Origin of the sequence: Streptomyces sp. NBC_01261 (assembly GCF_036226385.1) — a bacterium.
In the GTDB taxonomy this organism is placed as follows: domain Bacteria; phylum Actinomycetota; class Actinomycetes; order Streptomycetales; family Streptomycetaceae; genus Streptomyces.
In genome coordinates, this window is sequence record NZ_CP108463.1 from 9,525,411 (window position 1) to 9,551,594 (window position 26,184).

Consider the following 26,184-nt stretch of genomic DNA (forward strand, 5'->3'; position numbering starts at 1 on the left):
GATCGTGTACGGGGCTGGATCAGCCTTCGACGACGCCCGACGCCGCGATCTCGATCTTGGCCTTGGTGGAACCCGACTGCGAGCCCAGGGACTCGATCTTGTCGATGATCTCGGTGCCCTCGACGGCCTCGCCGAAGACGACGTGCTTGCCGTCGAGCCACGAGGTGACGACCGTGGTGACGAAGAACTGCGAGCCGTTGGTGTTGCGGCCGGCGTTCGCCATCGACAGCAGGTACGGGCGGTCGTGCTTCAGGTCGAAGTTCTCGTCCGCGAACTTCTCACCGTAGATGCTCTTGCCACCGGTGCCGTTGTGGTTGGTGAAGTCACCGCCCTGCAGCATGAACTGCGGGATGACGCGGTGGAAGCCGGAACCGGCGTAGCCGTAACCGTTCTGCCCGGTGGCCAGCTCGCGGAAGTTGCGGGCGGTCTTCGGGACGACCTCGTCGAAGAGGTTGAAGACGATGCGGCCGGCGGGGGCGCCGTCGATGGTGATGTCGAAGTAGACGTTGCTCATGGTCAATTCTGTCACTTTCGGTGTATTGCACCCTCTGCCTGGTGTGGCCGTGTGCCGAACACCAGGCCGTTACGTCAAAGGGCTCTGATCGGAGTCCAGTCCGTCGAACTCTATCCACTGAGCAGAGCTCGTGCGTCGGCGCCGGCTTCCGGAGGCGGGGTGCGGGCCGACGTCGTGCGGCTCTGGCGGGTGGGAACGCGCGTGGTAGCGTCGGTATACAAACTGTATGCGATGTCTGGGGGTTGCCGTGGCGTCCGGTCGGGAGAAGGCCTACGCGTATCTCAAGGACACGGTACTGACGGACCCCGAGATGCAGGGGGCCTTCCTGTCGGAGCAGGAGCTGGCCGATCGTATCGGTGTCTCCCGCACCCCCATCCGCGAGGCGCTGCTGATGCTCGCCGCGGAGGACCTGGTCGAACTCGTGCCCAAGCGCGGTGCCCGGGTGGCACCGCTGACGGGGCGCGAGGTGCGGGAGCTGATGGAGCTGCGCGGCCTGGTCGAGCGGTACGCGGCCGAGCGGCTGGTCGCGGCCGAGCGGGTGCCCCTGGAGGAACTCGGCTCCCTCCTGGAACAGCAGCGCGCGCTCACCGGCGCCGAGGAGGCCCACGAGTTCATCGCCGTGGACCACCGCTTCCACGCGTCCCTCGTGGCGGCCGTGGGAAACACCCTCCTGGACCGGCACTACGACGGTCTGCGCAGCCGCCAGGTCCGCGCCGGAGTGGTCGCCGTCTTCAACCAGCAGGGCCGGCAGAAGGCCGTGCTCGACGAGCACGAGGCCATCGTCGACGCCCTCGCCGCCGGTGACGCGCAGGCGGCGTGCGCGGCCATCGACCACCACCTGCGGTCGACCCTCAAGGTGCTCCTCGACGGCTGAGCCCCTTCGCGGGAGTCAGGGATACGTGATCACGAGCATCGTCACGCCGTCCACCGAGGTCCACGGCCCGTGCGGCATACCCGGAGGACGGCAGGCGTACATGCCCGCCGTGAAGGTGCGGTCCAGCGTCAGGTCGTGCATCGCTCCCTCGACGAGATAGACCTCCTCCCACACGTCGTGCAGGGCCACGCCCGCGGCCGAGGAGTCCGTACCCGGCGCCCACCGCACGAGCGCGGTGCGCCGCCCGCTTTCCGGGTCCTCGGCCAGCACGCACTCCTCGACACCGGGTCCGGCGCCGGCCGGGGCAGTCCAGGGCCCGTCCGGCCGGTGGAATTCCAACTCGGGCCCGCTCATCGCCACACCTCCGGCCGCCGGTTCGCCAGCACGGACGTCTTCTCGCGGACCGCGCCGACCTCGTCGACGTCCAGGTCCGTCACGAGCAGCTCCGGATCGGCGCCGAGCGAGGCCCGGACGGTCCCGTCCGGGCCCACCACCAGACTGTGCCCGATGCCGGTCGGCACCGGGCCAGGACCGGTGCCGGGATCGGCCTGGCCGACGGCGGCGACCCAGACGGTGGCGTCCAACGCGCGGGCCCGCACCAGCAGTTCCCACTGGTCCAGCTTGCCGGGGCCCGCGCCCCAGGAGGCCGCCAGCAGGGTGCCCACCGCCCCTGCGTCGGCATGCGCCCGGAACAGCTCCGGGAAGCGGACGTCGTAGCAGGTCGCCAGGCCCAGCCGGACACCGTCCACATCGATCACGGCGGGGCGCGAACCCGGGGCCACGCTCTCGGACTCACGGAAGCCGAAGGCGTCGTAGAGATGGATCTTGTCGTACGACTCCTCGACTCCGGATCCCGTGGCCAGCAGGGTGTTGGTCACCCGGCCCTCGTCGGCCGGGGTGAACATGCCGGCGACGACGACCGTGCCGGTCGTGCGGGCGATCTTGCGGACGCCGTCGGCCCACGGGCCGTCGAGGGGCTCGGCGAGCGGGGTCAGCGGGGTGCCGAAGCAGGCCATCGACGCCTCCGGGAAGACGACGACACGGGCTCCGGCGTCGGCGGCGCGGCGCGTCCACTCCTCGATGAGGCGCAGGTTCTTCTCGGGGTCGGGGCCGGTGGTGAGCTGGCTGAGGGCGATCCGCATGGGGCGGTGCCTCCTTGTCTGGGGCGGGTTGGTGTGGGTGGGGTCAGTGGAGGTCTGCCGTGACCGGGGTCTTCGGCGCGGCGAGCTGTTCGTCCTCGTCGACGGCGGCCTCGGGGTTGCGGCCCAGCATGACGCCCACCAGGGAGATCGCGGAGGCGAGGGCGATGTAGAGGGCCAGCGGTACCCAGCTGTCGTAGGCGCTCAGCAGGGTGGTGAAGAGGAGCGGGGCGATGGCGCCGCCGATGATGCCGGCCAGGGTGTAGGCCAGCGAGGAACCGGTGTAGCGCAGCCGGGGCGAGAACTGTTCGGCGATGAAGGCGGCCTGCGGGCCGTAGAGGCAGCAGTGGATCACCAGGGCGACCAGGACTCCGGCGGCGAGCGGCAGCCAGGAACCGCCTGCGGCCATCGGGAAGAACACGAACGGCCACACCGCGGCGGCGACCGCTGAAACGCCGTACAACAAGCGGCGGTTGACGCGGTCGGAGAGGGCGCCGGCCAGGGGCATCAGGAAGACCTGGACCGAGGAGCCGATGAGGACGGCGGCGAGGGCGGAGCCGCGCGACATGTCGAGTTCCTGGGTGGCGTAGGTCAGGACGAAGACGGTGAACATCGCGTAGAGGACGTCCGGTCCGACCCGGCACAGGATCGCGGCGGTCAGGGCGCGGGGCTGGGTGGTGAAGACCTCGCGGATCGGGGTCTGGGGGCGGGACTGTTCGGCCTCCATCGCCTTGAAGACCGGGGTCTCCTCCAGCTTGGCGCGTATCCACAGGCCGAAGCCGACCAGGACGCCGGACAGCAGGAACGCCACCCGCCAGCCCCATGACTCGAACTGCGCCTCGGTGAGCAGGGCGCCGAGGGCGGCCAGCACACCGTTGGCGAGGAGGTTGCCGGCGGGCGGGCCCACCTGTGCGGCGGAGGCGTAGAAGCCCCGGCGGCGGGGGTCGCCGAACTCGCTGGACAGCAGCACCGCGCCGCCCCACTCGCCGCCCACGCCGACGCCCTGGGCGAAGCGCAGCACGACCAGCGCGATGGGCGCGGCCACGCCGATCGTGCCGTAGGCGGGCAGCAGGCCGATGGCGAAGGTGGCCACGCCGATCAGGACGAGGGTGGCGATCAGTACCTTCTTGCGGCCGATCACATCGCCGAGGCGGCCGAAGACGAAGCCGCCGAGGGGGCGGGAGAGGTAGCCGACCGCGTAGGTGGAGAACGCGAGGAGGGTGCCGGTGAGCGGGTCCTCGGAGGGGAAGAAGAGGTCGCCGAAGACGAGGGCCGCGGCGGCGGAGTAGACGGCGAAGTCGTACCACTCCAGGGCGGTGCCGGTGAGGCTGGCGACGAAGGCGCGGCGGACGCCGGATCGTTTCGCCGCGGCGGCGGTGTCGCTCCGGGGGGCGCCGGCGTCGCTCTTCGGAGCGTCGGTGCCGCTCTTCGGGGTGTCGTGCATGGTGCCCATCCTTGCTCGGAGACATCGACCTTCCGGCATACTTCTTGTATACAGGTCGTATGCGCAAGCCCTGCGCCGGAAGTCAACCGCGGAGAAACCAGATTCCGGGGACCGCTCTCGGCTCTCCGATCCCCGGTCCTCGGTCCCCGTTTTCCGTGGTCCGTTCCCTGTTCCCCGATCCCTGGGAGTGCCCTCATGTCCGTGCTGACCTTCGAACTGCCCGACGGATCGACGCGCGAGGTCGATGTCGTCCAGGTCCTCAACGCCGGGTACGCCGGGCGCAGCCAGGACGATGTCGCCGCGCACGTCGCGGAACTCGCCGAGCTGGGTGTGCCGGGCCCGTCCGTGACGCCGGCGCTCTATCCCGTCTCGCCGTACCTCGCCCAGCAGACGGAGCGGGTCGCGGTCCAGCACGGGCGCACGTCCGGCGAGGCCGAGTGGGCGCTGGTCGTCGCGGAGGGTGGGGAGCTGCTGCTGACCGCCGCGTGCGATCACACCGACCGCGAGCTGGAGGTGCACGGGGTGGCGTGGAGCAAGAACGCCGGCCCGGACGTCCTGGCGCGCCGCGCCTGGCGGCTGGCCGATGTGGAGTCCCGTATCGACGAGATCACGCTGCGGGCCTGGGTCGGTCATGCCGGCACGGAGACGGAGATCCAGACCGGCACGCTGGCCGAACTCCTCACTCCGGGCTACTGGGTCGACGTGCTGCGATCCCGCGGCGACCTGATCCCCGGGACCGTCCTGATCTCCGGAACCATCCCCATGGCCGCGGGTGTCGACCAGTTCGCCGACAGCTGGCGCGTCGAACTGGCCGACCCGGCGGGCGGGGACGTCATCGGCCTCTCCTACGACGTCCGGCCTATGCCGGAGCCCATCGGCTGACGAGGTGAGCGGGCGGGGCGAACTCCCGGCGCCCGTCCCTGTTTCCGCCCGATGCCCGATGCCCGATCAATCAGGGAGAGTTACCAAGGGAGTTGGGGAGCCAGGAAGCTGCTGAGGGAGCCACTAGGGGAAGTACAGCGCGGCCTTCTCCAGCACGTGCCCCGTGAACATCCCGCCGTACCTGCTCCCGCCCCGGTACATGGTGACCCGGGTGACTCCCGATCCCGACGTCTCCACGGTGATGGGCCGCCCGATCAGGGACGTTCCGAGGACCCGGGCGTCCTTGGCGGCCCACGTCCGCGCGTCGGGCTGGGCGGTGCCGGTGACCAGCGCGGGCAGGATCAGGGCGGCATTACGGGCGCCGGACAGTCCGCCGCGCAGGTTCTTCGCGTAGTCCAGCGCCCACCCGGTGTACTCGGTCAGCAAGGCCTGGTCGACCTGGGGGACCGAGGCGGCGAGGACGAACAGTTCCGCCTTGGTGCCGAACCACCGCGCCTTGCGGTCCGACCGGCTGCCTATCATCACCGGGCGGTCGCGCCAGGTGGTCCCGGTCACCACCGACCCGTCGGCGGCAAGCCGTTCACGAAGCCCCGCCAGATAGGAGTCGGCCGCGCCGGTCGCCGACGCCGGGTCGCTCTGATGTTGAGTCATACGGGGATCTTCCGTCACATCAAGGCCGGGGCACAGCGGATTCCTCGATTTCGACGACCGGGCTCCGGCCGCCAGAGTTCGGAGGATGTTCCCCACGGGTGAGGGGACGGTCGTAGACCACAGAGCACCGCTTTGTCCGATCCTGCGTGCTCCACGCGCCCGGGGTACCTTCCCCCTGGTTGTCTCCGGACCTCTGCCCTCTTTGAGGTGAAGACCCCCCAGGCCATGCGCGCAATCGCCCAGGACCGTGGCAGTCAGGAGATCGCGGACGAGCCCTTCATGGAAATGGAGATGACTTGTTCGCCACCTATGCCACAGCGAGCGGTTCAGCCCTCCAGGTAGGCGAGTACTGCCAGGATCCGGCGGTTGTCGTCGTCGGAGGGTTCGAGGCCGAGTTTGGTGAAGATGTTGGCGCTGTGTTTGCTGACGGTCTTCTCGCTGACGTACATCCGGCCGGCGATGGCCGCGTTTGTGCGGCCCTGGGCCATCAGGGAGAGGACCTCGTGCTCGCGCGGGGTCAGTTCCAGCAGGAGGGGGTCTGTGGAGCGGTGGGTGAGGAGGGCGGCGACCACGTCGGGGTCCATGACCGTGCTGCCGGCGGCGACCTGCCGGACGTTGGCGACGAACTGGTCGACGGCCATGACCCGGTCCTTCAGCAGATAGCCCACCGCCCCGGCGCGGTCGGACATCAACTCCCTTGCGTACAGCTGCTCGACGTACTGCGAGAGCACCACGACGGGCAGGGCGGGGATGAGCTTGCGAGCGTCGATCACGGCGCGCAGCCCCTCGTCGGTGAAGGTCGGGGGCAGCCGCACGTCGACGACCGCTACATCGGGCCGGTGGGTGGTCAACGCCCGCATCAGGGAAGGGCCGTTGTCGACGGCGGCGACGACCTCGAAGCCGTTGGCCCGGAAGATCCTGATCAGGCCCTCGCGGAGCAGGGCGAGATCTTCGGCTAGGACGATGCGCATGGCAGCGACATCCTTATCTCGGTGGGTCCGCCGGGCGGACTGTCGGCGGTCAGCGTGCCGTCGAAGGCCGACAGGCGGCGTGCGACGCCCCGCAGACCGGTGCCGGCGTCGAGGGCGGCACCGCCGCGGCCGTCGTCGTACACCCACATGGTCAGCAGTCCCGCCGTCGTGCCGGGGCGGGGCGTGAACTCCACGCCGATCTCGATGCGTTGGGCCTGGGCGTGCTTGATGGCGTTGGTCAGCGCCTCGGCGACGGCGAAGTAGGCCGCGGACTCGACCGGCGCGGGCAGCCGTCCGGGCAGGCTGGTGACCACCGTCGTGGATATCGGGTTCGCCAGCGCCAGGGCTTTCAGGGCTCCGTCGAGGCCACGGTCCGCGAGCACCGGGGGATGGATGCCGCGTACCAGGTCCCGTAGTTCGGCCAGGGCACCGGCGGTCGACGCACGGGCCTCGGCCAGCAACTCCGCGACGGCCTGCGGATCTTGGGGCAGGAGCTGTTCGGCCAGCCCCAGGCTCATGCCCAGTGACACCAGCCGGGCCTGTGCCCCGTCGTGCAGGTCCCGTTCGATCCGGCGCAGTTCGTCCGCCCCGGTGTCGACGGTCTCGGCCCGCGAGGCGGCCAACTGAGCCACACGCGCCCGTAGTTGTGCCTGCGCGGTGGGCCCGAGCAGGGAGTGGATCACCAGGGCGTTGAGGTTCGCCAGCCGTACGGCGGTGGTGTACCAGAGCAGAAGGAACACCGGGCCGAGCGGGACCATGGCGAACGACTCCCCGACGCCGTGCAGACGGAAACCGTTGCCCAGCGGTGTCCGGAACACCGCAGGAGGGGTCAGCGCGAACACCAGCGGATAGCTGAGGTAGAAGACGCCGCAGAGGAAGAGCAGGAACGACAGCCCGCAGGTGAACCACCCGGTGACCGAGTTGACCGCCAGCCAGGCCCAGTCCCGCCAGGTCGCCGGATCGCGCAGGACGGCCCACAGCTGTACCGGCCAACTGCCCTCCTGGGTGGGCGAGTAGGACCGGGCCACCGGTTCACCGAGTCGGTCGGCGGCCCACCGGCGGTGCAGGTCGGCGAACCAGCGCACCAGGACGGTCGAGAGCAGCGTCAGCGGGATACCGACCCAGAACGCGACGACCGTCAGCGAGGTGGTCCAGAGGGTGAGCAGGCCAAAACCCAGGACCGAACCGAGCAGCAGGACGAACGACCAGCCCAGCAGGCCCACTCGCAGGGTGAGAGCGGCCCTCCAGCCGACGCCGAGCGCGGGACGTTCCACCAACTTCCCTGCGCCGACCGGGACTTGCTGCTCGCCGGTATGGGTCATCACGCTCCATCGTCGTGCATCGGTACCGCGTCGAACGGACGGCCGACGGCAAGTCACCGTGACGGGGCGGCAGTTCATCATGCGCCGGAAGTTGATGATGACCCGCCGACTTGGGTCCGCGCACTGGGGATACCTCCACCATCGCCGGGGCCCAGCACCAGTGTTCTTCGTCCGCGTCACCGGAAGCCTGGAGCTGTCGGAAGGCGTCGGCGCGGCAGCCCCCTCAGGGATCCGCTCCCCGGCCGCCCCGGCAACCCATGCCCCGTATCGAGGAGGACACCTCATGCCCCGGAACACCCCCTGCCCGCGCTCCACTCGGCAGGTCTGCCTGACGCTGGCCCTGGCTGCGGCACTGACGTGCACGGTCACGGCCTGCACGGCGGCCGACGCGGCGCAGGACACCGCGCGCACCTCGACCGGACGGTCCGGCGTGACGGACGCTCAGGAGGCCCAACTGGCAATGCTCGCCCAGCAGGTCGTCGGCGCCGGGGCCCCCGGCGTTCTCGTGCGCGTCGACAACGGCCACGGGCGGGCGGCCACGATCGCCCGTCAGGCGTCCTGGGCCAGGGCCGACCACACGCTGACCGCGAGCGACGAGTTCCGGATGGGCTCCAACACGAAGACGATGGTTGCCACCCTCGTTCTCCAACTGGTCGCCGAACACCGGCTCAAACTGACCGACCCGGTCGAGAAATGGCTGCCCGGCCTCATCCCGAACGGCTCCGCGATCACCCTTCGGATGCTGCTCAACCACACCAGCGGCCTGTACAACATCATCCCGGACGACGCCGATGTCCTGAAGACGTTCACGGGTCAGGACGACCGGCAGTGGACCCCCGAGGAGCTGATCGCCGCGGGTGTCCGGCACGACCCGCTGTTCCCGCCCGGTACGAAGTACTCCTACAGCAACACCGGTTACATCGCGCTCGGCCTCGTCGCCGAGAAGGCCACCGGACACAGCCTGAGCGACCTGGTCCGGGAACGGATCGCCGAGCCGCTGCATCTGAGGAACACCTACCTGGTCAACGGCTCCGACACGACGAAGAGCCCCCGGCTCACCCACGGCTACGAACCCGACCCCGCCCACCTGGGCCCGGTGCTCTGGCCCGGCATCCCCGCAGGGACTGTGTTCGTCGGCCCCGCCCGCCCCGCCGGTCACGTCGACGCCACCTGGATCAACGAGAACACGGAGTGGGCCGCCGGGAGCATGGTCTCCTCCGCACAGGACTGGGCCCGCTTCGACACCGCGCTGCTGTCCGGCAAGCTCCTGCCGCCCGCCCAGCTCAAGGAGATGAAGACCACCGTCGCGGAGGAGAACGGCAATCCGAACCGCTACGGACTCGGCCTGGAGCGGAAGTTCACGCCCTGTGGCGCGGTCTGGGGCCACGACGGTCAGGCTCCTGGCTACTCCAGTTGGGACTACACCGACGACACGGGCCGACGCACCGTCTCGGTCCATGTCCCGACCATCTTCGGCATCGCGGCACCCAAGCCCGCCGCAGCCACCGAGGCCCTGCTGAACGCCGCGATCTGCACCATGCTCGGCAAGCCGATTCCCACCACGGCCCCTTCCCCGTCGACCGGTTGATGGACGTAGAAACCGTTCCGTCCCGCTTGCTCCTCTCCTCAACTCCCCACATATCAAAGGAAGTTACTCAGCCATGTCCGCACTGGCCAGATGGTGCTTCCGGCACCGCCTCCTCGTCGTCGGGATCTGGGCCGCCCTGCTGGTCGCGCTCGCCGTTCCGTACGCGACGCTCGGCACCAGCTACTCCGACGCGTTCAGCCTGCCGGGACTGGAATCGTCCAAGGCACAGGCTCGGCTCCAGACGTCCGAGCCCCGACAGGCCGGGGACAGCGATCAGATCGTGGTGCACGTGCGCCACGACGGGTCGGTCCGCGACCCCGCTGTCCGGCGGAAGGTCACCTCGATGCTGGACCGGGTCGCGGCACTGCCCTCGGTCACTTCGGTCAGCAGCATGTACGGCCCCGACGGAGCGGCCCGGATCAGTAAGGACGGCCGGACCGGCTACGCGACGGTGACGTTCGACGCGCAGGCCGAGCGGATACCGGCCGCCGACGTCACCCGGGTCATCGACACCGCCCGGGCCGTGCGTGACGGTGATCTGCGGGTGGAACTCGGCGGTCAGGCCATCAGCCTCGTGGCCGAGGGCGGGGGACAGGGCACCGAGGCCATCGGGCTGCTCGCCGCCGGCATCATCCTCTTCGTCGCCTTCGGCTCACTACTGGGCATGCTCCTGCCCTTGTTGGTCGCGGTCGCCGCTCTCGGTGCCGGGCTGCTCGCCGTCGGGCTGACCTCGCATGTGATGACCCTGGGCAGCGACGCCCCGACCGTCGCCGCCCTGATCGGCCTCGGCGTCGGCATCGACTACGCCCTGTTCATCGTCACCCGTTGTCGGACCGGCCTGCAACGGGGCCTGACGCCCGAGCAGGCAGCGGTACACGCACTGGACACCTCCGGACGGGCGGTGGTCTTCGCCGGACTCACCGTCGTCACCGCCCTCCTCGGTCTGCTCGTCCTGCGGATCGGCCCCCTCAGCGCAATGGGGATCAGCGCCGCGACGGCCGTACTGGCCACGGTTCTCGCGTCGGTGACCCTGCTGCCGGCCCTCCTGGGCCTCTTCGGCAGCAGGCTACTGACCAGGCGTCAGCGGCGAGTTCTGTCCACCCACGACCCGAGGGCCGGTGCGCAGCCGCAGGGAACGGCACGCTCCGGAGGCCGCTGGGCCGAACAGGTCGAGCGACGCAAGACCCTGTTCGCCCTGACCGCGCTCCTCATGGTCACCGTCCTCTCGCTGCCCGCGCTGTCACTGCGCCTGGGCACCTCGGACGCGGGGAACGACCCGAAGGGCACGACCACCCGTGCCGCGTACGACCTGCTCGCCCAGGGCTTCGGCCCCGGCTCCAACGGCCCGCTGGTGCTGGTCGCGCAACTGGACGCGCCCAGCGACAGGCCGGCCCTGAACAGACTGGTCGAGGCCGTACGCCGTACTCCCGGAGTGGCGTCGGCGACGGCCGGCCGGGTCACCGCGGCGACCGGACTGTCCGTCATCGACGTGGCGCCGACCGGCGCACCGCAGGACGAGTCCACCAGCACCCTGATTGCCCACCTGCGTAAGGAGGTTGTCCCCAGCGCCGAGCGGGGGAGCGGCCTGACGGTCTACGTCGGCGGTACCACGGCCGCCTCGGACGACCTCGCCGACCTGCTGACGGGCAAGCTGCCGCTGTTCCTCGGAGTGATCGTCGTACTCGGCTGCCTGCTGCTGATGCTGGCCTTCCGCAGCGTCCTGGTGCCACTGACCGCCGCGCTGATGAACCTGCTCGCCTCGGCCGCGTCCTTCGGAGTCGTGGTCGCCGTGTTCCAGTGGGGATGGGGCTCCGAACTCCTCGGCCTGGGGAAGGCCGGGCCGGTGGAGGCCGAGCTCCCGGTGATCATGCTGGCCATCCTCTTCGGCCTGTCCATGGACTACCAGGTCTTCCTCGTCAGCCGGATGCACGAGGAGTGGGAACGCACCCGCGACAACCACCGCGCCATCCGCACCGGTCAGGCCGAGACCGGTCGGCTGATCAACGCCGCCGCCCTGATCATGATCTGTGTCTTCACCGCCTTCGTCTTCGGCGGCGAGCGGGTCATCGCCGAGTACGGGGTGGGACTGGCCGCGGCCGTCGCCATCGACGCCTTCGTCCTGCGCACCGTGCTGGTCCCGTCACTGATGCACCTGCTGGGACGGGCGAACTGGTGGCTGCCCGCCTGGCTGGAGCGGACCCTGCCGCGCGTGTCCATCGAGGGCGCGCCGTCCCGCGAATCCGTCCCCGCCGCCCCCGCCCCCGCGCCCGCGGCTCGGGTGGAGCGGACGGGGTCGGTTCCTCACCACCCGGGCGTGGCGCCCGTTCGCCACGGGTCACCGCAACGACAGGACCGCGGGCCGCGTGTTCCGAAGTCGGTCCTGGCGGCGTACCTGTGGTGGTTCTTCTTCGGCCTGTTCGGCATGCACCACTTCTATCTCGGCAGGACCGGCCGTGGGCTGCTGCACCTGTGCACCCTCGGCATCTGCGGGCTCGGTTGGCTGGCCGACGCGCTCACCCTGCCCCACCAGGTCCGGAGTGCGAACGTCCGCATCGCCTTGGCGGACATCGCACTCCATGCCGACGCCACGGCCGACCCGGCCTCGAACGACTCGCTCCGCTGACCGAACCGACGCATTCACCGGTCACTGTCGATCCGGCCAGTCGCGAACCCGCTGACCCCGGCCGCGCCGGACACACCTGGTGGCCTGGCACCTGCCCGACTTCGTCGACCAGATCCGGCGCCCGGCCGCCCGGACCGCCGTCAGCGGACACGTGTACCTGGCCGAACTCGACGACCTCGGTCGGCCGTCAGGGACAGTCGTACGAGAAGTGTGCGGTGGTCGCCCGGTGACCGGGAGACAGGATGCGCAGTTCCGCCCGTGCCGCGCGGTGGCCCGGTCCCCGGTAGGTCCATCGAAGGTGCAGGCGCGCGTGTCGCTCCCCCCGGACCATCACCTCGTGCAGAACGTCGGACGCTGTGCCGTCGCTTCGGACCCATCGGTAGGAGAGGGTGCCGGGACGGCCGTTGGTGGTGACCAGACCGACGATGTCCGCGGTGCCGTCGCATCCCAGAACCGTCGGACTCGCCGTGACAGCGACCTGGGTGACCGCCACGGACTGCCCGAAGCGCTGCCAGGCCAGGAAGACGAGGACGGCTACCACCAGCAGCGTCGGCAGAGTGTTCCTGCGCAGCCTCCGACCGGAGGGCGCGGGAGCCGACGACGTCGCGGAAAGCGTCTGGACGGTGCGGTGCGCGACGGCGGCCGTCACGCCGGGCCCGAATCGCAGCACGCTGCCCTCGACGCGGTCGGGCCGGGTCGGGGAAGCGCTCGCCGGGACCGGCTCGACGAGGGTGTCGTCCGTTTCGGGGCGCTGGATCCAGTGGCTGGCCAGCACGGTGGCGCTGTACTCGCTGTCGGGGCCGGAGGTCCGGTCGTCGGGGACGTGGCCTTGGGTGGGCCCGAGACGGAGTGTGGTGCTGTGCGCGTCGGCGGGTGCGAGCGCCCACGTGGGCTCTTCACCGTTCACCGCCGGCGTGGGCGCGTTGTCGCTCTGAGCGGTCATCGGATCTCACACCGCCTGGTCAGGATCTGCTGCGAGGCGCCGCCGGAAGCCGGCGCCGGAGTGGTCGTGGCCTGGACCGTCCAGTAGCAGCCGTCGTTCTGGAAGGTGTGGTCGACGGTGATCGTGTACTGGGTGGCTCCGCTGCGCTCGAAGGTCTGGGACGCACCGTCGGGGGAGCCGGCCCCTCCGCTCGCCTGTTCCGTGAACCACGAGACGCTGACGGAGATCGGCCCGCTGCCGTCAGTGGTGACGGTGATGGTCGCGGTGGAGGTCGTGGGGCCCGTCTGGCTGAAGGCCGATACCGCGACGTTCTTGACGGCGGGAGCGACAGGCGGGGTGGAAGAGGCGGTCGTCGGTGTCGCCGGCGTGGACGTGGGCGCCTCGCTGGGCGTCGTCGCCTGTGTGGGGGAGCCGGTGGCGGAGGCGGTGGCGGAGGGTTGACCGGTCGGGGTGGCCGACGGGCCCGAGGGGGAGACGCCGGATGTCGGCGACAGGTCGCCTGACGGAGTGGGCGCCGTGGGCGGGGCGGTGGGCGGCGCCGCTCCGGTGCCGGCCCGGGCCGTGGTGGTGGCCAGGGCATCGACGGTCGGCTCGGCGGCGCCCGCCGAAGCCTGCCGCACTCCGTAGGTGAGCAGGAGGCCCAGGACTACGGCGGCAGCCGAGACGAGCATGCCGGCTCGGCCGGGCCGCCATGACCGGGCCCAGTCGTGCCGTGGAGCCTGCCTCAGGATCGTACGCGCGGTGTCCGTGGTGGATCGGGGGGAGCGGGCCGAGGGCAGCAGCAGCGCCAGAAGGGCCACCAAGGCGGCGAGCCGGGCGCGGCCCCGTGCCTCCCAATCGGCCCCGTACACGGCGCCGGCGATCGTCTCCAGTTCCGTCACGAACGCCTCGGCCTGTGCCGGCCGTTGGTCCGGTTCCTTGGCCAGACCGCGACGGACCAGCTCGCGCACCGCTGCGGGGACCTCGTCCACGGGGACGGGGGCGTCGACGTGCTGGAGGGCCAGTTCGGCGATGTTGTCACCCGAGTAGGGTCTGTGTCCCGTCAGGCACTCGAAGAAGGTGGCCGTGGCCGCGTACACGTCCGCGGCGCAGGAGGCGGGGGCGCCGGTCCACTGCTCGGGGGCCATGTAGGACGGGGTTCCGGCCACACCCGCGCTGGTGCCCGCGTCCACCGCGATACCGAAGTCGACGAGCTTGGACGATCCGTCCGTCTCGACCAGGACGTTCTCCGGCTTGTAGTCGCGGTGGACGACGCCGACGCGGTGTGCGTCGGCGAGACCGAGCAGCGATCCCTTGAGAAGGACGAGCGCGGCTTCGGGATCGAGTGGCCCCTGACGGGTCAGCAGCGTCCGCAACGAGACACCGTCCACCAGTTCCATGACGATGGCGGCGCCCTGCGGGCTCTCCACGTACTCGTACAGGCCAGTCACGTACAGGCTGTGCAGTCCGCCGAGCAGGCGCGCCTCCGCCCGGAAATCGTGCACGAAACCGGGCCGCGTGCGCAGGGACTCGCTGAGGTACTTCACCGCGACCCGTACGCCGGTGTCCGCGTGCACGGCCAGCACGACGCGACCGCTCGCACCAGACCCGAGCTCAAGAGACTCGGTGTATCCGGGCACCACCCATGTGCTCACGTCATCCCCCAGACGGCTGCCGCCGTACCTGACCGATTCCCGAGGCGGCTGGACCATTGCGTTGAGAGACACCTTTTCAGCCACGGCGGTTGCGGGACAGGACAATGCCGGTCCCTCTTCGTCGGCGTGAGCGGTCGGGTCTGCCGGTGGCGACAGCGCAGCCAACCAAAGTGCGCTTGCCACTCGTCCCCATCCGTCTGGCCCGGCGTCCCGATTCGCTGTGGGAGCTCGTCTGCGCCGCCTGCCGGCTGGGGACGCTCGTCCCGGCCGTCGGCTACCTCCCCGACTTCCTCACCCCGTCCGTTCCGGACGAGGGTCTGCCCGCGGCCCTCGCGCAGGTACGCGCGACGCCCCTCCGCCGTCTGCGGCGGGAGTCGGGCGTCCTCGCCGGCGCCCGCCTTCTCCCGGTGTGGACGACGGCGCTCGGCAGGCCGGGAGATCGCGGTATGGGATCGCTGGTCAGGGCGTTGGAGGTCTCCTCCAAGGCGCTGCTCGAACCGCGGTGGGGGCAGGTTCGCAGGGCCGTGCAGGACGAGGAGACAGATCCTCTCGATTCAGGTCTAGAAGAAGCCCAGCTTCTTCGGCGAGTACGACACGAGGAGGTTCTTCGTCTGCTGGTAGTGGTCCAGCATCATCTTGTGGTTCTCGCGACCGATGCCGGACTGCTTGTAGCCGCCGAACGCCGCGTGCGCGGGGTACGCGTGGTAGCAGTTCGTCCACACCCGGCCCGCCTGGATCGCCCGGCCCGCGCGGTACGCCGTGTTGATGTCCCGGGTCCACACGCCCGCCCCGAGGCCGTACAGCGTGTCGTTCGCGACCTTGATCGCGTCGTCGAAGTCGTCGAACGACGTCACCGACACCACCGGCCCGAAGATCTCCTCCTGGAAGATCCGCATCCGGTTGTCGCCCTCGAAGATCGTCGGCTGGACGTAGTAGCCGCCCTTCAACTCGCCGTCGTAGTCGAGGCGTTCGCCGCCCGTGAGGATCTTCGCGCCCTCCTGCCGGCCGATGTCCAGGTAGGAGAGAATCTTCTCCAGCTGGTCGTTGGACGCCTGCGCGCCGATCATCGTGTCCGTGTCGAGCGGGTGGCCCGGCTTGATCAACTCGGTGCGGGCGACGGCCGCTTGGAGGAAGTCGGCGTAGTGGCCGCGCTGGATGATCGCCCGTGAGGGGCAGGTGCACACCTCGCCCTGGTTGAGCGCGAACATCGTGAAGCCTTCGAGCGCCTTGTCGAGGAAGTCGTCGTTCGCCGACGACACGTCGTCGAAGAAGATGTTCGGCGACTTGCCACCGAGTTCCAGCGTGACCGGCTTGATGTTCTCGGAGGCGTACTGCATGATCAGCCGCCCTGTCGTGGTCTCGCCGGTGAAGGCGACCTTCGCCACCCGCGGGCTGGACGCGAGCGGCTTGCCCGCCTCGACGCCGAAGCCGTTGACGATGTTCACCACGCCGGGCGGCAACAGGTCCGCGATCAGGCTCATCCAATAGTGGATGGACGCCGGGGTCTGCTCGGCCGGCTTGATGACGACCGCGTTGCCCGCCGCGAGCGCCGGCGCCAGCTTCCAAGTCGCCATCAGGATGGGGAAGTTCCACGGGATGATCTGCGCGACGACCCCGAGCGGCTCGTGGAAGTGGTACGCCACCGTGTCGTCGTCGACCTCGCCCAGCGAACCCTCCTGCGCGCGGATCGCCCCCGCGAAGTAGCGGAAGTGGTCGATGGCGAGCGGGATGTCGGCGGCGAGCGTCTCGCGGACCGGCTTGCCGTTCTCCCAGCTCTCGGCGACCGCGAGCGGCTCCAGGTTCGCCTCCATCCGGTCGGCGATCTTCAGCAGGATGTCGGAACGCTCGGTCACCGACGTCCGTCCCCACCCCGGCGCCGCCGCGTGCGCCGCGTCCAGCGCCCGCTCCACGTCCTCCGCGGTGCCGCGCGCGATCTCCGTGAACGGCTGCCCGTTCACCGGTGACGGGTTCTCGAAGTACTGCCCGCGGGCCGGCGGCACGTACTCGCCGCCGATGAAGTGGTCGTAGCGCGCCTGGTAGGAGACGATCGCGCCCTCGGTGCCGGGTGCCGTGTAACGGGTCATCCTGGTCTGCCTCCCGGAACAGCGCTGCCCGCCGTTGGGCAGCTTTCGGCGCGAGGCTAGGGGGCAGGACGTTGCATGTAGGTTGCGCGGGTGTTGGGGTGTTGGGGTGTCGGGGTGTTTGGGGTGCGGGTGCCCGGTGCCGGGGGTGGAAGCCGGAAGGTGGACGTCCGAAGGTGTGCGGGGTGCTGGGTGCGGGGGTGCCGGAAGGCGGGGGTGGAAGTCGGAAGGCGGGCGGGGAGCCGGGAGCCCGGTGCCGGAAGCCAGAAGGCGGGCCGCGAGGTGGAAGGTGCGAGGCGGAAGGCGCGAACCAGGAGCCGGAGGGCGGAAGCTGGAAGGTGGGCTGGGTGCTGGGTGCTGGGTGCGGGGTGCCGGAGGGCCGAGACCGGAAGCCGGAAGGTGGAGGGTGGGAGCCGGAAACGAGGAGCCGGAGGGCGGAAGCCGGGAGGTGTGCCGAGAGCCGGAGGGCGGGCTGGGCGGCAAGTGGCTTGCGTCGAGCGTGAGTTACGTCAGCGGCCGGCCTGCCGTGACCACCCCGCCGGCGCCGCCAGCTCTGACTCCAGCGTGGCGAGTCGCGAACGTACCGGTGCCGTCGGCCGTATCGCCGCGAGGGCCCGCCACACGTCGAGGTCGTCCTCGCCCCACGGCGCGTGCGCCCAGTCCGCCAGCAGGTCGGGGTCGCGGCGGGCGATCAGCGCCGTCCGGAGGCCGTCGGCGAGGCGGGTCCTGAGCCGGACCACCGCCGGTGCCTGCGAACCGGGCAGCAACGGACCCGTGTACGCCGTCGCCGCCCCCATGACCGCACCCCCTTCCAGCCGCCGCTCTACGATCGCCACATCGGACTCGACCGGTGACGTGAGCCGGTACGGACGCGAGGCGAGCAGGCCCGGCCCCAACAGCCGCCGCAGCCGCGCCAGTTCGGCCCGCAACGTCACCGGCGGCACCGACTCGTCCTCGTACAGCGCGCACAGCAACTCGTCGCCGGTCAGCCCCTCGGGATGCCGGGCCAGCAGCACCAGGATCTCGCTGTGCCGGCGGCTCAGCCTCATCTTGCGGCCGTGGACGCACAGTTGGGCCTCGTCCCGGCCCAGTGCCGTCAGCTCGGGCCCGTCGACATACGTCTGTTCCGGTGCGAGCAGGGCCAGTTGGGATTCGGCGGCCCGCGCCACCGCCTGCACGAAGCCCAGGCTGTGCGGATGCGCCAGCCCGTTCCCGCCGGTGATGTCCACTGCACCGAGGACCCGCCCCGTGCGCGGATCGTGCACCGGAGCCGCCGCACACGTCCACGGCTGAACCTGCCGGATGAAGTGCTCGGCCGCGAACACCTGCACCGGCCGGTCCACGGCGACCGCCGTACCCGGCGCGTTCGTCCCGACCGCACTCTCCGCCCAGCGCGCACCCGGCACGAAGTTCATCCGGCCCGCCTTCCGCCGGGTCGCCGGATCACCCTCGACCCACAACAGCCTGCCCTGCGCGTCGCACACCGCCAGCAGATGCTCGCCGTCCGCGGCGAACGTGCCCACCAACTCCCGTATCAGCGGCATCACCCGCGCCAGCGGATGCTCCGCGCGATAGACACCCAGGTCGCCGTCCGTCAGCTCCACACTCGCCGTGCCCTCGGGACCGACACCGGCCCGCGCGGAACGCCGCCAGGAATCGGCCACCACCGACCGCACCGGCTGCGGCACCGTACCCGCCACGGCGAACGTCTCGTGCGCCCGGCGCAGCACCCGCACCCGCTCGGCAGGGTCGGCCCCCGGCTCCAGGGCCACCCATGGATCGGTCAACTCGGCCTCCCCTGAAGTCGATACGACGGCGGTGCGGCAGCGGTACAGCGGCGATACGGCGATGACACGACAGCGACACGGCGCCGCAACGGATGCGGACATCGTTACTCCACAGACGGATCCGGACAACCGTTTCGACCAGGTACGCCCCGAACGAACCGCGACGCTCGCGGAATGGGTTCGGAACCGGCTCGGAACCAGCCCGGATCTGCCTTGGCTCAGGCGAGATTGACCAGCCTTATATAGCGCGTCCAGTCCCAGTTCGGCCCCGGATCGGTGTGGTCCGTACCCGGCACCTCGTAGTGCCCGATGATGTGCGCCCGGTCCTTCGGGAGCCCGTACTTCGTGCAGAGCGCCGCTGTCAGCTTGGCCGACTGCTCGTACAACGCGTCGGTGAACCACTGGGGTTGATCCACCCAGCCCTCGTGCTCGATACCGACACTGCGCGTGTTGTAGTCCCAGTTCCCCGCGTGCCAGGCGATGTCGGCCTCCCGCACACACTGCGCCACATGCCCGTCGGCCGACCGCACGAGGTAGTGCGCGGACACCTTCTTCTGCGGATTCTGGAAGATGGACAGGGTGCTGGGATATGTCTCCTGCGTGACATGGATGATCACGTGGTCGACGTGATAGGCGCTGGGGCGTTTGGACGCCGTGTAGTTGGAGGTGCTCGCCGGCTGCCACTCGGCCGCCGGATAGTCGACGGCCTGAGTCTGCGCACCGGCCTCCGGGTCGGGAAGTAACGCATACGGTACGGCGGCCAGCGCGGCACCCTTGAGGATGCGCCGCCTGCTCGGAAGCGGAGTTGAACGGTCCACTGCGGGGTGCCTTTCAGAGGTCCTAGAGGTCCTAGAGGTTTTCGAGGTCTTATGGGCCGTTCGGAGTGAGCGGCGTGCTCAGTGCTGGAGTGCCGCCGCGGTCTCACGCAGCCGCGCGTGCAGTCCGCGATGCGTCTCGCGCGCGGGCAGCCACTCCTTCCGGATCTTCGCCACACAGGTGTAGTTGGTGTCGCACACGTTGGCCAACGGCGATTCGACCGCCTGGGTTGCGAATTGGTAGGCGTCCAGTTCACTGAACCCGTAGTCGCGCACCAGCCAACGCACCAGATCGAGCTGGGAGATCCGGAACGCGTCCTCCAACGGGCGGGCCGAACCCGTCGAGATGATGTGCGTGTCCGACTCGATGCGCGGCCAGGGCGTGGCTACCCCCTTGAGCAGTTCCACGATCACCACGGTGTTCATCGCGCACTCGACGGCCACTCCACAGGTCTCGCCCTCGCCCTGCCGCGCGTGCCCGTCACCGAGGCTGAGCAGCGCGCCCTCCACGTTGACCCCGAGGTAGCAGGTGACCCCGGCCCGCATCTCGGGCGTGTCCATGTTCCCGCCGTGCGCGTCCGGCACCAGCGCCGAACGCACCTCCAGGTTGGCCGGGGCCACACCCACCGTGCCGTGCATCGGGTCGAGGGGCAGCTCGATCTCGATGTCGTTGTCCCGCGCGCGGAACAACGCCGTACGCCGGGTCCGGTCCAACTGCCAGATCCAGACGGTCTCCGGAAGCGGCGGCTGCAATGTCGCCGTGGTGTGGGTCGAGGTGAGCGCGCCGAAGAGGGGAACCGTGGTCGAGGCGGCCCAGTCCCGGGCGGGTTCGATCGACACGAAGTGCACGGCGACCGTGTCGCCCGGCTCCGCGCCCTCCACATGGAAGGGACCGGTCTGCGGATTCAGGAACGGGAACTCGCACACCTCGGACACCAGGTCCTTCTCTGACCGTACCCGTCCGGCGAAACAGTCCTCCGTGAACAGGTCGAGGACCGTGCCGGGCGCGATGCGCGCCACGGGCGGGGCGCCGCCGAACGTCCAGGCGTACTCGCCCGGTTCGGGCCGCACCGTCAGGATCCGGGGGTCGTTCATGGCTGTACTGCTCCGTTCTGCGGATGACCGGTGGAGACGGGTTCGTCGAGATGGACACGGGCGGTATCGGCTATTCGCTCGGGGTGCCGTCGTAGCAGAACGAGCAGGACTACGACCCCGGCCGCCATCCAGATGCCGACGACCGGTCCGGCGTAGGACACGGGAGCGGTCAGTTCGGTCACGAAGTCGAAGGCGGGGATGCCCGCAGCGGTGAGCAGGGCGGGGACGAACGCGACGATCCCGAGGAGGGGGACCAGCAGGTGCCGCAGCGGCTTGAACAACTCGCGCCTGCGGCGCAGGAAGTAGCCCGCGCAGGCCAGGTTCACGACGATGTAGACCCCGATGACGACCGTGACGATCACGGTGGCCAGGAGGAGGAACGCGGTCACCGGGTCGTAGCCGAGACCGAGGCCGAGTACGGCTCCCACCGCGACGACGGTCTGCACGGCGATGCCGGCGACCGGGGAGCGGTGGCGTGGGTGCAGGGTGGCCAGGACGCGGGGGAGTACCCGGATGCGGGCCAGCGCGAAGGCGGTGCGGGTCGAGACGGTGGCGCACGCGTTGGCGTTGGCGATCGTCGAGTTGACCACGGCCAGGAACACCAGCACCCAGAACAGTCCGAACGACGCGCGGGCCACCCCCTCCCAGGACGCGGCACCGGAGGCTCCGAATCCACTGAAGCGGTCCGGCCCGAAGTACACCGTCATGGCGTAGGTCGTCAGCACGTAGAACAGGCCGATCCCTAGGGCCGCGCCGAGCACCGCGCGGTGCATCGTCCGACGTGGGTTCCGTGTCTCCTCGGCGAGCGGTGCCGCGGCCTCGAACCCGGCGAACGCGAGCACCGTGTAGACCGAGCCGGCGAAGACTCCGCCGAGCCCGGAGTAGTCCTTGCCGGTGTGCGAAGTGCCGAACACCGACAGCGTGTTGGCGCTACCGGCCTTGCCGATCAGCCAGACGGCGAACACCAGGAAGACGAGGATCTCGAAGACTCCGAGCACCGTGCCGAAGCGGGCAGAGGTGCGCACCCCGAACCAGCCCGCCGCCGCGATGATCGCGGCGCCCGCGAGTGCCCATGGCCACCACAGGTTCTCCGGGTACGAGGGCCACTCCTGGTGCAGTGTGCCCGCCGTGGTGAAGCCGAGTTGGAGGAGCAGGAGGGGTGGGATCAGCGCCTCCACGAAGACGTACCCCCAGCCGACCAGGAAACCGACGGCCGGATGCAGTCCTTGTGCCGCGTAGGTGGCCACCGAGCCGGCGGCGGGGAGTTCGCGGGCCAGCTCGGCGACGCAGGACGCGGTGAACAGGCAGGCCACCAGCGCGATCAGCACCGACAGCGGCAGACTTCCGCCCGCGAAGGCCGCGCCCGACGGGATCGACGCGGCGACCGCGGCGGCCGGCGCCATCGCCGTGACACTTTGGAACAGGACCTCACGCAGCCCGACGGCATCCCGCCGCAGCCCCTGAACTGTCTCCCCCGACACGTGAATCCCCCCTCGTCCACCCGCATCCGCAGCAGCACTCGCACACCGTCGTCACGACACGACGGCTGCGCCTCGCGTGAATCACGGTACGGCGGTTGCGGGTTGGGCAGTAGGGCGTGCCGTCCTTCCGTGGACGACGGGGATACTGTGGATAACTCGGTCACTCGGACGGGTGAACTCGGCCGTGTTTCAGGCCTGTTCGGCCACGTTGTCCCCAGCCCGTCCGGCCGCGATTCCTCCAGCCCGTTCGGCCACCGCCGCCGGATCGTCGAGGACGGCCCGCACCACCGAGTGCGCGGCCCCCAGCAGCGGACCCTCGGGCCCCAGCCGCGACACCGACACCGGACAGGCGGGCCCGGCCGTGCGCCGCGCCAACTCGGCCTCCAGCGAAGGCAGTAGCCAAGGCGCGAGACCCGACAGCGCGCCGCCGAGCACCACCAGCTGCGGATCGAGGAGGTTGACCGCGCCGGTCAGCGCGATGCCGAGCGCCGTACCGGCGTCGTGCAGGGCACGTCGTACCGCCTCGTCGCCGTCAGCGGCGCGGGTCGCGAGCAGACCGACCCGGTCCGCGCCGGGCTCCAGCCCCGCGGCACGCAGCACCGCCTCCTCGCCCGCGTACTGTTCGAGGCAGCCGCGCCCGCCGCACGCGCACTCCGGGCCGTCGGGACGCACCGGTACATGCCCCAACTCGCCCGCGAATCCGCGGGTTCCGCGCAGCAGCCCCCCGTCGACCACGACCGCGGCGCCGATGCCGATCTCGGCCGACACATGAAGAAAATCGCGCGGAGTGGTCTCGCCCAGCCAGAGTTCGGCGAGCCCGCCGAAGTTGGCCTCGTTGTCCACAGTGGGCGGGAGTTCGGCGGGCAGCAGGGCGCCGAGATCCGTGTCGTGCCAGTCGAGGTTCGGGGCGCGGACGACCGTACGGCCGTCGCGTGCGACCAGACCGGGCACGGCGACCGCGAGCCCGGCCGGCCACAGGCCCTCCGCGTCCGCCTCGGCGACGATCTGCCGTACCAGCGCGGTGAGTTCGGCGAGTACGGGTTCGGGGGAGCGGCCGCGGTTCACGCAGTGCCGTACGGCATGGGCCCGTATCTCGCCGCGCAGATCGACCGCGCAGACCGCGAGATGGTCGACGCCGATCTCCGCGCCGATCCCGGCCGGACCGCGTCCGCTGACGGCGAGCGCCGATCCGGGCCGGCCCACCCGGCCGGGCCGCTCGGGGCCCAGCTCTTCGAGGAGCCCCGACCGGATCAGCTCGTCCACCAGCGTCGACACCGCCGCACGGGTCAGCCCGATGCGGGAGGCCACGGCAGCGCGCGAGAGCGGGCCCTCGGCGCTCACCGTGTGCATCACGCGCGCGAGGTTGCGTCGGCGCATGCCCTGCTGGGTGTCGGGCAGGGCACGCCCGGACCCGGTGGGGTGCGCCTCGTGCAGCGGTGCGCTCATGCCTCCGTCAGTCCTCGGTCGGTGTGCGTCAACGGGCGTCCGGCCCCCGTTCGAGCAGCGGAGCCGCGTCGGAGAGTACCCCGGAGATCCTGGCCAGCGTCGCCTCGTCGCGCTCCACGGCGTCCAGCACCGGCCCGTCCGCGGTGTTCCAGCGCCGGGCCACCGCGGCCGGGTCTTCGCCGGTCAGCAGCCCCGCGGCCTGCGCGGCGGCACCGAGTGCGACGAGTTCCTTCGCCTCGGGCACCTGCACCGGACGCCCCGACAGCCGCCGTACGGTCTCCTGCCAGGCCGTGCCCCGGGCGCCCCCGCCGATCAGCAGCAACGGCGTGGTGCGGTCCGCGTCCTCGTCGAGGACCAGGTCGAGCGCGCCCAGCAGGGCGTGCACGGCGCCGTCGTAGGCGGCCTGGAGGAGCTGGCCGCCGGTGGTGTCGTGGCGCAGGCCGTGCAGCAGACCCGAGGCGTTGGGCAGGTTCGGGGTGCGTTCGCCGTCCAGGTAGGGCAGGAGGGTGACCGAAGTGCCGGGTTCTACGGCTTCCCGGTCCAGGCCCAGCAGCGCGGCGACCCGGTCCACGGCGAGGGTGCAGTTCAGGGTGCAGGCCAGGGGCAGCCAGTCGCCGTGCGCGTCGGCGAAGCCCGCGACCGTGCCGGACGGATCGGCGGGCCGGTGCTTCGACACCGCGTACACGGTGCCCGAGGTGCCGAGGCTGAGCACGGGCACTCCGGGGCGCAGCCCGAGACCCAGCGCGGCGGCCGCGTTGTCGCCGGTGCCGGGGGCGACCAACGTGCCCTTGGAGAACGGCAGATCGTGGCAGTCGCGCACCGTCCCCGCCACCTCGCCCGGCCGCACCACCCGGGGCAGCAGCGCCGGGTCGAGCCCGACATGCCGAAGGATCTCCTCGTCGTACGACTCGGTCCCCGAGGCCCACCAGCCGGTGCCGGAGGCATCGCCCCGGTCCGTGGTGCCCTGTCCGGTGAGCCGCTCCGTGAGGTAGTCGTGGGGGAGTCGTACGGCCGCAGTGGCGCGCACCGCCTCCGGCTCGTGCTCGGCGAGCCAGGCCCACTTCGTGACCGTGAAGGAGGCTCCGGGCACACTGCCGGTGCGCTCAGCCCAGGCCTTCGGGCCACCCAGTTCCTCGATCAGGCGGCGGGCCTGCGGCGCGGAGCGCACGTCGTTCCACAGCAGCGCCGGACGTACCGGCTCGCCCTGGGCGTCCAGGGTGACCAGGCCGTGCTGCTGGCCGCCGATCGACACGGCCGCCGCCTCGTGGGCCGCGTCCCCGCACTGGCGCAGGGCCTCCAGCAGGGCGTCCCACCACTGGCGGGGGTCGCTCTCGCGGCCCGCTCCCGAGGTGACGGTGTGCGGCGCCTGGCCGCTCGCGACGATCCGTCCGGTGGACACATCGACGACCAGCGCCTTCGTGGACTGGGTGGACGTGTCCACGCCGACGACGAGCGGACCCTCGGCTGCTGACATCGGGCTCTCCCTTTTTTCCGCGGCTCTGCGGGCTCTGACCTGGTGTTTTCAAGGCTTTCCGGGGTGCGGTGACCCGTACTCCACTCCTTCAGGGACACCTTGTCCCTTCCCAGAGCTGCGTGTGCATACTAATTTGTAAACCGCCATGACGAAATAGTCGCAGCGAAGCAACAAGGAGTCGCGTCATGAACTACCAGCCCACCCCCGAGGACAGGTTCACCTTCGGCCTTTGGACCGTCGGCTGGCAGGGAAGGGACCCGTTCGGCGACGCCACCCGCCGTGCCCTCGACCCGGTCGAGACGGTGCAGCGCCTGTCCGAGCTCGGCGCCCACGGTGTGACCTTCCACGACGACGACCTGATCCCCTTCGGGTCCTCGGACACCGAGCGGGAGGCGCACATCAAGCGCTTCCGCGAGGCCCTGGACGCGACCGGCATGAAGGTGCCGATGGCGACCACGAACCTCTTCACGCACCCGGTCTTCAAGGACGGCGCGTTCACCGCCAACGACCGTGACGTGCGCCGCTACGCCCTGCGCAAGACGATCCGCAACATCGACCTCGCGGTCGAACTGGGCGCCGAGACCTACGTCGCCTGGGGTGGCCGCGAGGGCGCCGAGTCCGGCGCCGCCAAGGACGTGCGCGTCGCCCTCGACCGCATGAAGGAGGCCTTCGACCTCCTCGGCGAGTACGTCACCGACCAGGGCTACAGCATCAAGTTCGCGATCGAGCCCAAGCCGAACGAGCCCCGCGGCGACATCCTGCTCCCCACCGTCGGCCACGCCCTGGCGTTCATCGAGCGCCTGGAGCGCCCGGAGCTCTACGGCGTCAACCCCGAGGTCGGCCACGAGCAGATGGCCGGGCTCAACTTCCCGCACGGCATCGCCCAGGCCCTGTGGGCGGGCAAGCTCTTCCACATCGACCTCAACGGCCAGTCCGGCATCAAGTACGACCAGGACCTGCGCTTCGGAAACGGCGACCTGCGTGCCGCCTTCTGGCTGGTCGACCTCCTGGAGAGCGCCGGTTACGCCGGCCCGAAGCACTTCGACTTCAAGCCGCCGCGGACCGAGGACCTCGACGGTGTGTGGGCGTCGGCGGCCGGCTGCATGCGCAACTACCTGATCCTCAAGGAGCGTTCGGCCGCGTTCCGCGGAGACCCGGTGGTCCAGGAGGCGCTGCGCGCCTCGCGTCTGGACGAGCTGGCGCAGCAGACCGCGGCGGACGGCCTCAAGTCGCTGCTCGCGGACCGCTCGGCCTTCGAGGACTTCGACATCGAGGCGGCCGCCCAGCGCGGGATGGCCTTCGAGCAGCTCGACCAGCTCGCCATGGACCACCTCCTGGGAGCACGCGGCTGACGGCACGCACGCGTGCGTCACTCACGGGCCCGTTGGTGTCCGCGAGTTGCCGATCGTGACCGACCCCC

21 protein-coding genes are annotated in these 26,184 nt (G+C 70.6%); 5 read left to right on the forward strand and 16 right to left on the reverse strand.

Features of this window, described 5'->3' with window-relative positions; translation table 11 throughout:
* Window positions 1–19 precede the first annotated feature (19 nt).
* Window positions 20–514 (reverse strand): peptidylprolyl isomerase, encoded by a 495-nt coding sequence (locus tag OG226_RS42330; RefSeq protein ID WP_328684822.1) that lies wholly within the window; start codon window positions 512–514, stop codon window positions 20–22.
* Between the two features lie 247 nt (window positions 515–761).
* On the opposite strand from OG226_RS42330, the gene OG226_RS42335 reads away from it, so the two are divergent.
* Entirely contained in the window at window positions 762–1,388 is a 627-nt protein-coding gene (locus OG226_RS42335; RefSeq protein ID WP_329353679.1) for a GntR family transcriptional regulator, read from the forward strand.
* Window positions 1,389–1,403: 15 nt separating this feature from the next.
* Here the strand turns inward: OG226_RS42335 and OG226_RS42340 are convergent, their stop codons facing one another.
* From OG226_RS42340 to OG226_RS42350, 3 genes are read right to left on the reverse strand one after another with little or no spacing between them, the layout of a single operon-like run.
* On the reverse strand, window positions 1,404–1,742 hold the full coding sequence (locus OG226_RS42340; RefSeq protein WP_329352049.1) for a cupin domain-containing protein: 339 nt from the start codon (window positions 1,740–1,742) through the stop codon (window positions 1,404–1,406).
* The gene (locus OG226_RS42345) at window positions 1,739–2,530 is read right to left on the reverse strand and encodes a carbon-nitrogen hydrolase family protein (protein ID WP_329352050.1); all 792 of its coding nucleotides are present in this window, start codon (window positions 2,528–2,530) and stop codon (window positions 1,739–1,741) included. The genes OG226_RS42340 and OG226_RS42345 overlap by 4 nt, the downstream gene beginning before the upstream one ends.
* 43 nt (window positions 2,531–2,573) lie before the next feature.
* Window positions 2,574–3,971 (reverse strand): MFS transporter, encoded by a 1,398-nt coding sequence (locus OG226_RS42350; protein WP_329352051.1) that lies wholly within the window; start codon window positions 3,969–3,971, stop codon window positions 2,574–2,576.
* Between the two features lie 195 nt (window positions 3,972–4,166).
* Here OG226_RS42350 and OG226_RS42355 point away from each other — a divergent pair, with 195 nt between their 5' ends.
* A complete protein-coding gene (locus OG226_RS42355) occupies window positions 4,167–4,853 on the forward strand; it encodes a DUF2848 domain-containing protein (protein WP_328684826.1) in 687 nt (228 codons plus the stop codon).
* Between the two features lie 123 nt (window positions 4,854–4,976).
* On the opposite strand, the gene OG226_RS42360 is transcribed toward OG226_RS42355, so the two are convergent.
* The 3 genes from OG226_RS42360 to OG226_RS42370 all read right to left on the reverse strand — a co-directional run bounded on the left by OG226_RS42360 (window position 4,977) and on the right by OG226_RS42370 (window position 7,797).
* Window positions 4,977–5,504 (reverse strand): hypothetical protein, encoded by a 528-nt coding sequence (locus tag OG226_RS42360; protein WP_328684827.1) that lies wholly within the window; start codon window positions 5,502–5,504, stop codon window positions 4,977–4,979.
* A 326-nt stretch (window positions 5,505–5,830) separates the two neighbouring features.
* Complete coding sequence (locus tag OG226_RS42365) at window positions 5,831–6,475, reverse strand: response regulator transcription factor (protein WP_328684828.1); 645 nt, start codon at window positions 6,473–6,475, stop codon at window positions 5,831–5,833.
* Window positions 6,460–7,797: a sensor histidine kinase gene (locus OG226_RS42370; protein WP_329352052.1), complete on the reverse strand. Its 1,338-nt coding sequence runs from the start codon at window positions 7,795–7,797 to the stop codon at window positions 6,460–6,462. The genes OG226_RS42365 and OG226_RS42370 overlap by 16 nt, the downstream gene beginning before the upstream one ends.
* 283 nt (window positions 7,798–8,080) lie before the next feature.
* Here OG226_RS42370 and OG226_RS42375 point away from each other — a divergent pair, with 283 nt between their 5' ends.
* Complete coding sequence (locus tag OG226_RS42375) at window positions 8,081–9,385, forward strand: serine hydrolase domain-containing protein (protein ID WP_329352053.1); 1,305 nt, start codon at window positions 8,081–8,083, stop codon at window positions 9,383–9,385.
* A gap of 73 nt (window positions 9,386–9,458) precedes the next feature.
* Window positions 9,459–12,008 carry an MMPL family transporter gene (locus OG226_RS42380; RefSeq protein WP_329352054.1) on the forward strand — a complete coding sequence of 850 codons (2,550 nt, stop codon included), beginning with the start codon at window positions 9,459–9,461 and terminating at the stop codon, window positions 12,006–12,008.
* A gap of 187 nt (window positions 12,009–12,195) precedes the next feature.
* Here OG226_RS42380 and OG226_RS42385 read toward each other — a convergent pair whose 3' ends face one another.
* From OG226_RS42385 to xylB, 9 genes are all read right to left on the reverse strand, one after another.
* Complete coding sequence (locus OG226_RS42385; RefSeq protein WP_329352055.1) at window positions 12,196–12,951, reverse strand: hypothetical protein; 756 nt, start codon at window positions 12,949–12,951, stop codon at window positions 12,196–12,198.
* Complete coding sequence (locus tag OG226_RS42390; RefSeq protein WP_329352056.1) at window positions 12,948–14,585, reverse strand: serine/threonine-protein kinase; 1,638 nt, start codon at window positions 14,583–14,585, stop codon at window positions 12,948–12,950. The genes OG226_RS42385 and OG226_RS42390 overlap by 4 nt, the downstream gene beginning before the upstream one ends.
* A gap of 560 nt (window positions 14,586–15,145) precedes the next feature.
* On the reverse strand, window positions 15,146–16,669 hold the full coding sequence (gene exaC / locus OG226_RS42395; RefSeq protein WP_328684874.1) for an acetaldehyde dehydrogenase ExaC: 1,524 nt from the start codon (window positions 16,667–16,669) through the stop codon (window positions 15,146–15,148).
* A 506-nt stretch (window positions 16,670–17,175) separates the two neighbouring features.
* Window positions 17,176–18,453 (reverse strand): GAF domain-containing protein, encoded by a 1,278-nt coding sequence (locus OG226_RS42400; RefSeq protein ID WP_329353680.1) that lies wholly within the window; start codon window positions 18,451–18,453, stop codon window positions 17,176–17,178.
* Between the two features lie 218 nt (window positions 18,454–18,671).
* Window positions 18,672–19,271 carry an N-acetylmuramoyl-L-alanine amidase gene (locus OG226_RS42405; RefSeq protein WP_328684875.1) on the reverse strand — a complete coding sequence of 200 codons (600 nt, stop codon included), beginning with the start codon at window positions 19,269–19,271 and terminating at the stop codon, window positions 18,672–18,674.
* 78 nt (window positions 19,272–19,349) lie between these two features.
* The gene (locus OG226_RS42410) at window positions 19,350–20,363 is read right to left on the reverse strand and encodes an acetamidase/formamidase family protein (RefSeq protein ID WP_328684876.1); all 1,014 of its coding nucleotides are present in this window, start codon (window positions 20,361–20,363) and stop codon (window positions 19,350–19,352) included.
* Window positions 20,360–21,844, reverse strand: a complete 1,485-nt coding sequence (locus tag OG226_RS42415; RefSeq protein WP_329352057.1) for an APC family permease — start codon at window positions 21,842–21,844, stop codon at window positions 20,360–20,362. The genes OG226_RS42410 and OG226_RS42415 overlap by 4 nt, the downstream gene beginning before the upstream one ends.
* A gap of 189 nt (window positions 21,845–22,033) precedes the next feature.
* Window positions 22,034–23,290 carry an ROK family transcriptional regulator gene (locus OG226_RS42420; protein ID WP_329352058.1) on the reverse strand — a complete coding sequence of 419 codons (1,257 nt, stop codon included), beginning with the start codon at window positions 23,288–23,290 and terminating at the stop codon, window positions 22,034–22,036.
* A 28-nt stretch (window positions 23,291–23,318) separates the two neighbouring features.
* Window positions 23,319–24,764, reverse strand: coding sequence for a xylulokinase (gene xylB, locus OG226_RS42425; protein ID WP_329352059.1), 1,446 nt, complete (start codon window positions 24,762–24,764; stop codon window positions 23,319–23,321).
* A 185-nt stretch (window positions 24,765–24,949) separates the two neighbouring features.
* On the opposite strand from xylB, the gene xylA reads away from it, so the two are divergent.
* Window positions 24,950–26,116 (forward strand): xylose isomerase, encoded by a 1,167-nt coding sequence (xylA, locus tag OG226_RS42430; protein WP_328684880.1) that lies wholly within the window; start codon window positions 24,950–24,952, stop codon window positions 26,114–26,116.
* The last annotated feature ends 68 nt before the right edge of the window (window positions 26,117–26,184 follow it).

Bases quoted from the DNA above. Each gene is read 5' to 3' on its own strand.
- OG226_RS42330 (WP_328684822.1), bottom strand. From the start codon at position 514: ATGAGCAACGTCTACTTCGACATCACCATCGACGGCGCCCCCGCCGGC.
- OG226_RS42340 (WP_329352049.1), bottom strand. From the start codon at position 1,742: ATGAGCGGGCCCGAGTTGGAATTCCACCGGCCGGACGGGCCCTGGACT.
- OG226_RS42345 (WP_329352050.1), bottom strand. From the start codon at position 2,530: ATGCGGATCGCCCTCAGCCAGCTCACCACCGGCCCCGACCCCGAGAAG.
- OG226_RS42350 (WP_329352051.1), bottom strand. From the start codon at position 3,971: ATGCACGACACCCCGAAGAGCGGCACCGACGCTCCGAAGAGCGACGCC.
- OG226_RS42355 (WP_328684826.1), top strand. From the start codon at position 4,167: ATGTCCGTGCTGACCTTCGAACTGCCCGACGGATCGACGCGCGAGGTC.
- OG226_RS42360 (WP_328684827.1), bottom strand. From the start codon at position 5,504: ATGACTCAACATCAGAGCGACCCGGCGTCGGCGACCGGCGCGGCCGAC.
- OG226_RS42365 (WP_328684828.1), bottom strand. From the start codon at position 6,475: ATGCGCATCGTCCTAGCCGAAGATCTCGCCCTGCTCCGCGAGGGCCTG.
- OG226_RS42370 (WP_329352052.1), bottom strand. From the start codon at position 7,797: ATGACCCATACCGGCGAGCAGCAAGTCCCGGTCGGCGCAGGGAAGTTG.
- OG226_RS42375 (WP_329352053.1), top strand. From the start codon at position 8,081: ATGCCCCGGAACACCCCCTGCCCGCGCTCCACTCGGCAGGTCTGCCTG.
- OG226_RS42380 (WP_329352054.1), top strand. From the start codon at position 9,459: ATGTCCGCACTGGCCAGATGGTGCTTCCGGCACCGCCTCCTCGTCGTC.
- OG226_RS42385 (WP_329352055.1), bottom strand. From the start codon at position 12,951: ATGACCGCTCAGAGCGACAACGCGCCCACGCCGGCGGTGAACGGTGAA.
- exaC (WP_328684874.1), bottom strand. From the start codon at position 16,669: ATGACCCGTTACACGGCACCCGGCACCGAGGGCGCGATCGTCTCCTAC.
- OG226_RS42410 (WP_328684876.1), bottom strand. From the start codon at position 20,363: ATGAACGACCCCCGGATCCTGACGGTGCGGCCCGAACCGGGCGAGTAC.
- OG226_RS42420 (WP_329352058.1), bottom strand. From the start codon at position 23,290: ATGAGCGCACCGCTGCACGAGGCGCACCCCACCGGGTCCGGGCGTGCC.
- xylB (WP_329352059.1), bottom strand. From the start codon at position 24,764: ATGTCAGCAGCCGAGGGTCCGCTCGTCGTCGGCGTGGACACGTCCACC.
- xylA (WP_328684880.1), top strand. From the start codon at position 24,950: ATGAACTACCAGCCCACCCCCGAGGACAGGTTCACCTTCGGCCTTTGG.